Origin of the sequence: Brachybacterium halotolerans, from assembly GCF_016623465.1 — a bacterium.
In the GTDB taxonomy this organism is placed as follows: domain Bacteria; phylum Actinomycetota; class Actinomycetes; order Actinomycetales; family Dermabacteraceae; genus Brachybacterium; species Brachybacterium halotolerans.
This window is the reverse complement of the sequence record NZ_JAEDAJ010000001.1, coordinates 142,232-152,216: the sequence shown is the minus strand read 5'-3', so window position 1 is coordinate 152,216 and position 9,985 is coordinate 142,232. Positions and strand designations below refer to the sequence as shown.

Below are 9,985 nucleotides of genomic sequence, written 5' to 3'. Positions count from 1 at the left end.
GGTCGACCCCGGGGGGCCGGGCGGGGGGGGGGGGGGGGGGGGCCGCCGGGGGGGGGGGGGGGGGGGGGGGCGCGCCCCCCCCCCCCGACGCTCTCCGTCACTCGGAGAAGTGGGCGATGAGCTTCTCCGCCTGGTGGGAGCCGAGGCCCCGCACCTTGCGCGAGGGCGAGATGCCGATCTCCTCCATGATCTGCTGCGCCTTGACCTTGCCGACGCCCGGGAGGGCCTCGAGGAGAGCGGCGACGCGGAGGCGACCGATCACCTCGTTGTCCTCGGCCTCCTTGAGCACCTTGGCGATCTCCTCGCCGCGGCGGCCGGTCGACTCCTTCAGGCGGGACTTGATGGCTGCGCGCTCACGTCGGGCCTCGGCGGCCTTCTTGAGGGCTTCGGCGCGCTGTTCCGGGGAGAGAGGAGGGAGAGCCACTGTCGTACCTCAGTTCTTGGTTCGGTGACGGGTGTCCTGATGCCAGGGTCCCGGGGACCGGGTCCCACCGCGCCCTCCGACCATCCGGGTCCTGATCACCAGGGATCCTCGCGGACCTGCACGTCTCGGGCGGGTGCGGTGGCACGACTGTAACCCGATGATCGGCGGATTTCGCCCCTTCTCGGCGCGTCGCTCCAGTTCGGACGGCTTTCGACCCCTTGTTCTGACGCGAGAAACAGCATGTGTGGCAAAAAGCGCGGTCCCTGCTCCGTCGCCGCACGGCGCCGCGGCGGCGGGTTCAGAGGGCGTACGCGGCGGCGAGCTCCTCGGCCCTGGTCGCGAGCGCCTGCGGCTCGGGCCCGGCGGAGAGCACGCCTCGCGAGAGCGAGACCAGCACCCGATCGGCGGCGCCCCCGAAGACCTCGGCACGGTCCTCGGGTCCGGCGCCCTGGGCGCCGAAGCCGGGGGCGAGCACCGGGGCGCGGGTCGCCGCGACGTCGATGCCGAGCTCGCGCAGGGCGTCGCCGACCGTCGCACCGATGACGAGGCCCGTGCTCCCCCACGCCCGCGCGGGATCGAGGCCCGCCGCCGCGATCTCGGCGAGGTTCGCCTCCCGCGCGTGCGCCGCGATGGTCCGGGCGACGGAGGCGTCGGAATCCCCGCCCGCGGCCCCGTCGGCGGCGGAGCCCTGCGCGCGCCGCGCGTGCTGGACCTCGGGCCCGTCGGGGTTCGACGTCAGGGCCAGCACGAACACGCCCTTGCCATGCGCTCCGGCGAGCTCGAGCGCCGGAGCGAGCGAGCCGAAGCCCAGGTACGGGCTCACGGTGATCGCGTCGGCCTCGAGCGGGGCGCCCGGACGCAGGTAGGCGTCGGCGTACCCGCCCATGGTCGAGCCGATGTCCCCGCGCTTGGCGTCGAGGATCGTGAGCACGCCGCGCTCGCGGGCGGCGCCCAGCAGCTCCTCGAGCACCGCGATGCCGCGGGAGCCGTGGCGCTCGAAGAAGGCGGACTGGGGCTTGAGCGCGCAGGCGTGCTCCGCGCAGGCGTCGAGCACGGTGCGGGCGAAGGCCCGCAGGCCGTCCGCGTCGTCCGCGAGGCCCCACTGCGCGAGCAGGGAGGCGTGCGGGTCGACGCCCACGACGAGGGGGCCGCGCGCCGCGACGGCCGTGCGCAGCCGCTCGCCGAAGGTCGGGGCCGCCCCCGGCCCGGGGCGCGCCTCTCCCCCGCTCACGCGCGCACCGTCTCGCCGCGGCGGCGCGAGAGGAACGCGATGTGCTCCTGCAGGCTCTCGACGTCGAAGGCGCCGCTGGGCAGCGCCTCGATCGCCTGCACGGCCGCCTGGAACTCCTGCAGCGTGGTGATCATCGGGACGTCCATCGAGGTCGCGGCCGCGCGGATCTCGTAGCCGTCGGCGCGGGCGTCGGAGCCCGAGGGCGTGTTCAGCACGAGCACGACCTCGCCGCCCTCGATGAGCTCGATGACGCTGCCGGAGGCGTCGGCCTCCGATGCCTTGGCGATGGTGCGGCACGGGACCCCGGAGCGGCGCAGCACCGAGGCGGTGCCGACGGTCGCGAGGATGTCGAAGCCGAGCGCCGCCAGACGCGCGACCGGGAGCACGACACCGCGCTTGTCGCGATCCGAGACCGAGACGAAGACGCAGCCCGAGGTGGGCAGGCCCTGCCCGGAGATCGCCAGCTGCGACTTCGCGAAGGCCAGCGGGAAGGTCGCGTCCATGCCCATGACCTCGCCCGTCGAGCGCATCTCGGGGCCGAGCAGCGCGTCGACGCTGCGGCCCTCGTGGGTGCGGAAGCGCTTGAAGGGCAGCACGGCCTCCTTGACGCTGATCGGGGTGTCCGCGGGGAGGCTGCCGCCGTCGCCCTCGCGGGGCAGCGCGCCCTGGGCGCGCAGCTCGGCGATCGAACGGCCGGCCATGATCAGCGAGGCCGCCTGGGCCAGGTGCACGCCCGTCGCCTTGGAGACGAAGGGGACGGTGCGGGAGGCGCGGGGGTTGGCCTCGAGCACGTAGAGCACGCCGTGGGCGAGGGCGTACTGGACGTTGAGCAGGCCGCGCACGCCCACGCCCTCGGCGATCGCCTCGGTGGAGCGGCGGATCTGCTCGAGGACGCCGGCGCCCAGCGTCACCGGGGGCAGGGTGCACGCGGAGTCGCCCGAGTGGATCCCGGCCTCCTCGATGTGCTCCATGATCCCGCCGAGGTACATCTCCTCGCCGTCGTACAGCGCGTCGACGTCGATCTCGGTCGCGGTGTCCAGGAAGGAGTCGATGAGGATCGGCGCCTCGGCGCGGCCTCCCTCGGGGATGTTGCGGCCCACGTAGTCCACGAGCCCGGCCTCGTCGTAGACGATCTCCATGCCGCGCCCGCCGAGCACGTAGCTGGGGCGCACGAGCACGGGGTAGCCGACCTCGCGGGCGGTCTCGATCGCGTCGGCCAGGGCCCAGGCGGTGCCGTAGGGCGGGGCGGGCAGCTCGGCCCGGGCGAGGACGCCGCCGAAGGCGCCGCGGTCCTCGGCCATGTCGATCGCGCCGGGCGAGGTGCCGATGACCGGGAGGCCCGCGTCCTCCAGGCGCCGTGCGAGGGAGAGCGGGGTCTGCCCGCCCAGCTGCACGATGACGCCCGCGACGGGCCCGGCGGCGCGCTCGGCCTCGTAGACCTCGACGACGTCCTCGAAGGTCAGGGGCTCGAAGTAGAGCCGGTCGGCGACGTCGTAGTCCGTCGAGACCGTCTCGGGGTTGCAGTTGACCATGACGGTCTCGAAGCCGCCCCCGCCCTCGGCGAGGTCGCGGCCCAGCACCATCGCGGCGTGCACGCAGGAGTAGTCGAACTCGATGCCCTGGCCGATGCGGTTGGGGCCGGAGCCGAGGATCAGCACCGCGGGCTTCGTGCGGGGCTCGACCTCGCTCTCCTGGTCGTAGCTCGAGTAGTGGTACGGGGTGCGGGAGGCGAACTCCGCCGCGCAGGTGTCCACGGTCTTGTACACCGGGTTCACGCCGAGCGCCTCGCGGACACCCTTGACGACGTCGCCGGAGACGCTGCGCAGCTGCCCGATCTGGTCGTCGGAGATGCCGTGGCGCTTGGCCAGGGCGAGCAGGCCGGCGTCGAGCACCTCGGCCGCGCGGACCTCCTCGGCGATCTCCGCGACGAGCAGGAACTGGTCGAGGAACCAGCGGTCGATGGCGGTGGTCTCGTAGAGCCGCTCGATCGTCTCGGCGGGGTCGACGACGCCCGCGGCGGCCGCGCGCAGGATGCGGGCGATCGCCACCATGCGGGTGTCGGAGGGTGTGCGCACGGCCTCGACGAGCTCGCCGACCTCGGAGGCGTCCGGCACCGGTCCCGCGTAGTCGACGTTCGCGGACTTCACGTCGAGGGAGCGCTGGGCCTTGCCGTAGGCCTCGGTGAAGCTGCGGCCCAGGGCCATCGCCTCTCCGACGCTCTTCATGGTGGTGGTGAGGGTCGGGTCGGCGGCCGGGAACTTCTCGAAGGCGAAGCGCGGGATCTTCACGACCACGTAGTCCAGCGTCGGCTCGAAGCTCGCCGGGGTGGTGCCCGTGATGTCGTTGCGGATCTCGTCGAGCGTGTAGCCCAGCGCGAGGCGGGCGGCGATCTTCGCGATCGGGAAGCCCGTGGCCTTCGAGGCGAGCGCCGAGGAGCGCGAGACGCGGGGGTTCATCTCGATGACGACGATCCGGCCGGTCGTCGGATGGATCGCGAACTGCACGTTGCAGCCGCCGGTGTCCACGCCGACCTCGCGGATGATGCCGATGCCGAGGTCGCGCAGCCTCTGCTGCTCGACGTCGGTGAGGGTGAGGGCGGGGGCCACGGTCACGGAGTCGCCCGTGTGCACGCCGACGGGGTCGACGTTCTCGATCGTGCAGACGACCACGCAGTTGTCCTTGCGGTCGCGCATGAGCTCGAGCTCGAACTCCTTCCAACCCAGGATCGACTCCTCCAGGAGCACCTCGGTGGTCGGCGAGTAGTGCAGGCCGTCGCCGCCGATGCGGCGCAGGTCGGCCTCGTCGTAGGCCATGCCGGAGCCGAGGCCGCCCATGGTGAAGCTCGGGCGCACGACCATCGGGTAGCCGAGGTCGTCGGCGGCCTCGAGGAGGTCGTCCATGGTGTGGCAGATGCGGGAGCGGGCGGACTCGCCGCCCACGCGCTCGACGACGCCCTTGAAGCGCTGGCGGTCCTCGGCCTTCTGGATCGCCTCGATCGAGGCGCCGATCATCTCGACCCCGAACTCGGCGAGGATGCCGCGCTCCTCGAGGGCGATCGCGGCGTTCAGCGCGGTCTGCCCGCCCAGGGTCGGCAGCACCGCGTCGGGGCGCTCCTTGGCGATGATCGAGCGGATGACGTCGGGGTCGATCGGCTCGATGTAGGTCGCGTCGGCGATGTCCGGGTCGGTCATGATCGTCGCCGGGTTCGAGTTCACGAGGATGACGCGCAGGCCCTCCTCGCGCAGCACGCGGCAGGCCTGGGTCCCGGAGTAGTCGAACTCGGCGGCCTGGCCGATCACGATCGGCCCGGAGCCGATCACGAGCACGGAGGCGATGTCGTCGCGGCGGGGCATCAGGAGTCCTTCTTCTCGGAGGCGGCGGGGGTCTCGTCGGCCGTCCCGGTGCGGTGCGCGCGCACGAGGTCGACGAGGCGGTCGAACAGGTAGGAGGCATCGTGCGGGCCCGAGGCGGCCTCGGGGTGGTACTGCACGGAGTAGGCGGGCAGGTCGAGGCAGCGGATGCCCTCGACCACGTCGTCGTTCAGGCCCACGTGGGAGACGACGACCCGGCCGTAGCGGCCGCCGTCGTGCGGAGCGGTGTGCTCGCCCTCGAGGGGGACGTCGACGGCGAAGCCGTGGTTCTGGGCGGTGATCTCGACCTTGCCGGTCTCGCGGTCCAGCACCGGCTGGTTGATCCCGCGGTGGCCGTACTTCAGCTTGTACGTGCCGAAGCCGAGCGCGCGGCCCAGCAGCTGGTTGCCGAAGCAGATCCCGAAGAAGGGCAGGCCCTGGTCCAGGACGCCGCGCAGCAGCTCGACCTGGGCCACCGCGCTCGCGGGGTCGCCGGGTCCGTTCGAGAAGAAGACCGCGTCCGGCTCGGCGGCGAGCAGCTCCTCGAGGGAGGTGGTCGCGGGCAGCAGGTGCACGCGCAGGCCGCGGGCGACCATGTTGCGCGGCGTCGCGCCCTTGATGCCGAGGTCGACGGCGGCGACCGTGCCGATGGCCTCGCCCTCGGGCTCGAGGACGACGGGCTGCGGGATGGTCACCTCCTCGACGAAGCTCGCGCCCTCCATGGCGGGCTCGGCCTGGATGCGCTCGAGCAGCTGCTGCTCGCTCGCGTCCTCCAGCGCGCTGCCGGAGAAGATGCCCCCGCGCATGGAGCCGTGCTCGCGCAGGATGCGGGTGAGCATGCGGGTATCGATGCCGGAGATGCCGACGACCTCGCTGCCCACCAGCAGGTCGTCGAGGCTCTGCTCGCTGCGCCAGTTCGAGGCGACGCGGCTGGCCTCGCGCACGGCGTAGCCGCGCACCCAGACCGTCCGCGACTCCATGTCCTCGGCGTTGGCGCCGGTGTTGCCGATGTGCGGTGCCGTCTGCACGACGATCTGTCCCGCGTAGGAGGGGTCGGTGAGGGTCTCCTGGTAACCGGTCATGCCGGTCGCGAAGACGACCTCGCCCAGTCGTGCGCCGCGCGCGCCGTAGGCCTCGCCGCGCAGCACGGTGCCGTCCTCGAGGACGAGGAGGGCGGGGTCGGGGGTGCGGCGCGCACGGCCGACGCGGGCGTCGGGGGCGGTGGTGGTCATGGGAGCTCCTTCCGGGGCTGCGAGTCGGTGGACGGGAGTTCGGGGTCGGACGGGGGCGGGTCCGACGGGGATGGTGCCGACGGGGGCGGGTCCGTCCGATCGGACGGAGCGGAGGGCAGGCGCTGGGCGGCGAGGGCGAGGAAGCGGTCCTGGTCGGCGCGCTCATCGAGGCGGACGCCGGTGTCGAGCTCGGTCGGGCCCAGCTGCCAGCGGACGACGAGGAGGCCGTCGCCGCCGACCCACTTGCCGACCATGCCGGGCGCGGCGTGGACGGAGCGGACGTCGGCCCAGGGGATGAGGAAGCTCGGGGCGCCCTGACGCTCCACGTGCAGGACGGGCCGTCCGCCGTCGTCCGCGTCGGAGACCGACGCGCGGCTGCGGGAGCCGAGACCGCGCGCGGTGACGCGCTCGAGGGGGCGGCCGGCCAGGGTGGTCGCGACGTAGACGCCCGTCGCCGCCTCGGGCTCGCTCCCCCAGCTCAGCGCCCTGCCGCCGGCGACCGGCTGCGGGAGCTCGGGCAGATCGCCCTGCCGGGCGGCGCGCCGCCGCCAGCCCCACCAGGCCAGCAGCACGCACAGCGCGAGCACGACGACCAGGGCGAGGACGGGCGGGAGGTAGCGGGTGAGGTCCATGCTCGCCCGCTCAGTGCTCCGCGAGGCGGGAGTCCCGCACCGTGGGGCGGCCTGCGAGCAGGGTGAGCCGGTTGCGTCCGGGCAGGGTGCGGCCCGCCACGGGCGAGTTCCGTCCGCGCGAGGCGTGCTCCTCGGGGTCGACCTCGGCGGCCGGCCGCGGGTCCCACACCAGCACGTGGGCGACCTCGCCGGCGGCCAGCGGGCGACCCTGGTCGAGGTCCCGCGCGATCCTGGCGGGCGTCTCGGAGAGGACCCGGGCGACGTCCCGCCAGGTCAGGGTCCCGGTGTCGACCATGGTCTGCTGGACGATCCCGAGCGCGGTCTCCAGGCCGGTCATCCCGAACGCGGCGGTGTCCCACTCGCGGTCCTTGGCATCGGCCGGGTGCGGGGCGTGGTCGGTGGCGACGATGTCGATCGTGCCGTCGGCCAGCCCCTCGCGCACGGCCTCGACGTCGGCCCGGGTGCGCAGCGGGGGGTTCACCTTGTACACCGCGTCGTAGCCGCGCGCCTCCTCGTCGGTGAGCAGGAGGTGGTGCGGGGTGACCTCGGCGGTCACGTCCACGCCGCGCTGCTTGGCCCAGCGGACGATCTCGACGCTGCCGGCGGTCGAGAGGTGGCAGACGTGCAGGCGCGAGCCGACGTGCTCGGCGAGGAGCACGTCGCGGGCGATGATCGACTCCTCGGCGACGCTGGGCCACCCGGTGAGGCCGATCTCGGCGGAGACGCGGCCCTCGTGCATCTGCGCGCCCTCGGTCAGCCGCGGGTCCTGCGCGTGCTGGGCGATGACGCCGTCGAAGGTCTTCACGTACTCCAGGGCGCGGCGCATGAGCACCGGGTCGGAGACGCACTTGCCGTCGTCGCTGAACACGCGCACCCGGGCGCGGGAGCCGGCCATCGCGTCGAGCTCGGCGAGGCGCTCCCCGCCCAGTCCCACGGTGACGGCGCCGATGGGGTGGACGGCGCACCAGGCGGCGTCCTCCCCGCGCTGGAGGACCTGTTCGACGACGCCCGCGGTGTCCGCGACGGGCGTCGTGTTGGCCATCGCGTGCACGGCGGTGAAGCCGCCGCGGGCGGCGGCGCGGGTGCCGGTCTCGACGGTCTCGGCCTCCTCTCCCCCGGGCTCGCGCAGATGCGTGTGCAGGTCGACGAGGCCGGGCAGCACGATGCAGCCCTCGGCGTCGACGATCTCGGCGCCCTCGGGGGCGGAGAGGTCAGGGCCGACGGCGGAGATCGTGCCGTCCTCGACCAGGACGTCGGCGACGTCCTCGCCGTAGGGGCGGCCGCCGCGGATCAGCAGGGCGGGTGCGGCGGCGCGGTCTGCGCCGGTCGCCGCGGCGTCGGCGGCGGAAGCGGTGGTGGAAGCGGTGGTGGGGGTCATGATTCCTCCCTCGCGTTGGAGGCCAGCAGGTGGAAGAGCACGGCCATGCGGACGCTCACGCCCGCCGCGACCTGCTCGACGATCACGCTGCGGGGGCCGTCGGCCACTCCTCCGGCGATCTCGAAGCCGCGGTTCATCGGGCCGGGGTGCATGACGATCGCGTGGGCGGGCAGGCGGTCGGCGCGCTCCTGCGTGAGCTGCAGGCGCCGGGTGTACTCGGCCGCGCTGGGGAAGTAGCCGCCGCCGAGCATCCGCTCGCGCTGGACGCGCAGCATCATCACGGCGTCGGGGGCCAGGGCGATGGCCTCGTCGAGGTCGTAGAGCACGTCGCAGGGCCAGACGTCGGCCCCGACGGGGACCAGCGAGGGCGGGGCCACGAGGGTGACGCGGGCGCCGAGCAGCGTCATCAGCTGCACGTTCGAGCGGGCGACGCGCGAGTGCATGATGTCGCCGACGATGACGACGTGGAGGCCGTCGAGGCCCTGTCCGTCGACGCTGCCCGCGCGCTCCCCGTCCCTCTGCTCCCCGCCGAGGTGGCGGCGCAGGGTGAAGGAGTCCAGGAGCGCCTGGGTGGGGTGCTGGTGGGTGCCGTCGCCGGCGTTGACGATCGGGACGTCGATCCAGCCGGAGTGCGCGAGCTTGTGGGCCGCTCCCGAGGCGGGGGCGCGCACCACGACGGCGTCGGCCCCCATCGCGCGCAGGGTCAGCGCGGTGTCCTTGAGCGACTCCCCCTTGGAGATGCTCGACCCCTTGGCGGAGAAGTTGATGACGTCGGCCGAGAGCCGCTTGGCGGCGGCCTCGAAGCTGATGCGGGTGCGGGTGGAGTCCTCCATGAAGAGGTTCACCACGGTGGTGCCGACGAGGGTGGGCAGCTTGCGCATCTGCCGCTCCTGCGTGGCGACCATGCGGGTCGAGGTGTCGAGCAGCTCGATCGCGGAGGCGCGGTCCAGGTCGCCGATGCCGGTCAGGTGCTTCATCGCCGTGCCTCCTCGTCCTCGGTGGCGTCGGGGCGGGAGATCCTCACCGCGTCCTCGCCGTCGGTCTCGGTGAGCAGCACGCCCACGCGCTCGCTGCGCGAGGTGGGGAGGTTCTTGCCGACGTGGTCGGCACGGATCGGCAGCTCGCGGTGGCCGCGGTCCACGAGGACCGCGAGGCGCACGACGGCGGGCCGGCCGATCGCGGAGAGCGCGTCGAGGGCGGCGCGCACGGTGCGCCCGGAGTAGAGGACGTCGTCGACGAGGACGACGACCTTCCCGTCGATCCCGCCGGAGGGGATGTGCGTGGGGTGCGGCAGCCGTGCGGGGCTGCGACGCAGGTCGTCCCGGTACAGGGTGATGTCCAGGGCGCCGGCCAGGGAGTCAGGGTCGCGTTCGGCACCCTCGGCCTCGGCGATGGTGGCGGCGATGCGCCGCGCGAGGGGGACGCCGCGATGCGGGATGCCCAGCAGCACGAGGTCGTCGGCCCCGTGGCCGGTCTCGATGATCTCGTGGGCGATGCGCGTGAGGGAGCGGGAGATGTCGTCCTCCGAGAGGACGGTCTTCTCGCCCCCGGGCGCAGCGGGGCCCGGTCGATCTGCGGTCATGATCTTCTCCCTTCCGCGTCTCACAGGACGCGAGGTTAAAGGGTGGTGGATCGGTGCGATCGGTGTTGATCGTAGCGGGGGGGGGGGGCGCGGCCCCCCCCCCCCCCCCGGGGGGGGGGGGGGGGGGGGGGGGGGGGGGGGCCCGCGGCGGCGGGG

At 73.8% G+C, this 9,985-nt stretch carries 8 protein-coding genes; all 8 read right to left on the bottom strand.

Annotation, left to right across the window (positions count from 1 at the left end; all coding sequences use genetic code 11):
- Positions 1-97: 97 nt before the first annotated feature.
- Entirely contained in the window at positions 98-424 is a 327-nt protein-coding gene (gene mihF, locus I8D64_RS00680; protein WP_152353058.1) for an integration host factor, actinobacterial type, read from the bottom strand.
- 298 nt (positions 425-722) lie between these two features.
- Positions 723-1,655 carry an orotidine-5'-phosphate decarboxylase gene (gene pyrF / locus I8D64_RS00675; protein ID WP_200500601.1) on the bottom strand — a complete coding sequence of 311 codons (933 nt, stop codon included), beginning with the start codon at positions 1,653-1,655 and terminating at the stop codon, positions 723-725.
- Positions 1,652-5,008 (bottom strand): carbamoyl-phosphate synthase large subunit, encoded by a 3,357-nt coding sequence (gene carB, locus I8D64_RS00670; protein WP_200500600.1) that lies wholly within the window; start codon positions 5,006-5,008, stop codon positions 1,652-1,654. Before carB ends, pyrF begins: the two co-directional genes overlap by 4 nt.
- On the bottom strand, positions 5,008-6,237 hold the full coding sequence (gene carA / locus I8D64_RS00665; protein WP_200500599.1) for a glutamine-hydrolyzing carbamoyl-phosphate synthase small subunit: 1,230 nt from the start codon (positions 6,235-6,237) through the stop codon (positions 5,008-5,010). The genes carB and carA overlap by 1 nt, the downstream gene beginning before the upstream one ends.
- On the bottom strand, positions 6,234-6,869 hold the full coding sequence (locus I8D64_RS00660; protein WP_200500598.1) for a PH-like domain-containing protein: 636 nt from the start codon (positions 6,867-6,869) through the stop codon (positions 6,234-6,236). The genes carA and I8D64_RS00660 overlap by 4 nt, the downstream gene beginning before the upstream one ends.
- Positions 6,870-6,879: 10 nt before the next feature.
- Positions 6,880-8,247 carry a dihydroorotase gene (locus I8D64_RS00655; protein ID WP_200500597.1) on the bottom strand — a complete coding sequence of 456 codons (1,368 nt, stop codon included), beginning with the start codon at positions 8,245-8,247 and terminating at the stop codon, positions 6,880-6,882.
- On the bottom strand, positions 8,244-9,224 hold the full coding sequence (locus I8D64_RS00650; RefSeq protein ID WP_200500596.1) for an aspartate carbamoyltransferase catalytic subunit: 981 nt from the start codon (positions 9,222-9,224) through the stop codon (positions 8,244-8,246). The genes I8D64_RS00655 and I8D64_RS00650 overlap by 4 nt, the downstream gene beginning before the upstream one ends.
- The gene (gene pyrR, locus I8D64_RS00645; RefSeq protein WP_200500595.1) at positions 9,221-9,829 is read right to left on the bottom strand and encodes a bifunctional pyr operon transcriptional regulator/uracil phosphoribosyltransferase PyrR; all 609 of its coding nucleotides are present in this window, start codon (positions 9,827-9,829) and stop codon (positions 9,221-9,223) included. The genes I8D64_RS00650 and pyrR overlap by 4 nt, the downstream gene beginning before the upstream one ends.
- Between the last annotated feature and the right edge of the window lie 156 nt (positions 9,830-9,985).

What these genes read in the sequence shown, in the direction of transcription:
- carB (WP_200500600.1), bottom strand. Translation starts at nt 5,008, where the DNA reads ATGCCCCGCCGCGACGACATCGCCTCCGTGCTCGTGATCGGCTCCGGG.
- carA (WP_200500599.1), bottom strand. Translation starts at nt 6,237, where the DNA reads ATGACCACCACCGCCCCCGACGCCCGCGTCGGCCGTGCGCGCCGCACC.
- I8D64_RS00660 (WP_200500598.1), bottom strand. Translation starts at nt 6,869, where the DNA reads ATGGACCTCACCCGCTACCTCCCGCCCGTCCTCGCCCTGGTCGTCGTG.
- I8D64_RS00655 (WP_200500597.1), bottom strand. Translation starts at nt 8,247, where the DNA reads ATGACCCCCACCACCGCTTCCACCACCGCTTCCGCCGCCGACGCCGCG.
- I8D64_RS00650 (WP_200500596.1), bottom strand. Translation starts at nt 9,224, where the DNA reads ATGAAGCACCTGACCGGCATCGGCGACCTGGACCGCGCCTCCGCGATC.
- pyrR (WP_200500595.1), bottom strand. Translation starts at nt 9,829, where the DNA reads ATGACCGCAGATCGACCGGGCCCCGCTGCGCCCGGGGGCGAGAAGACC.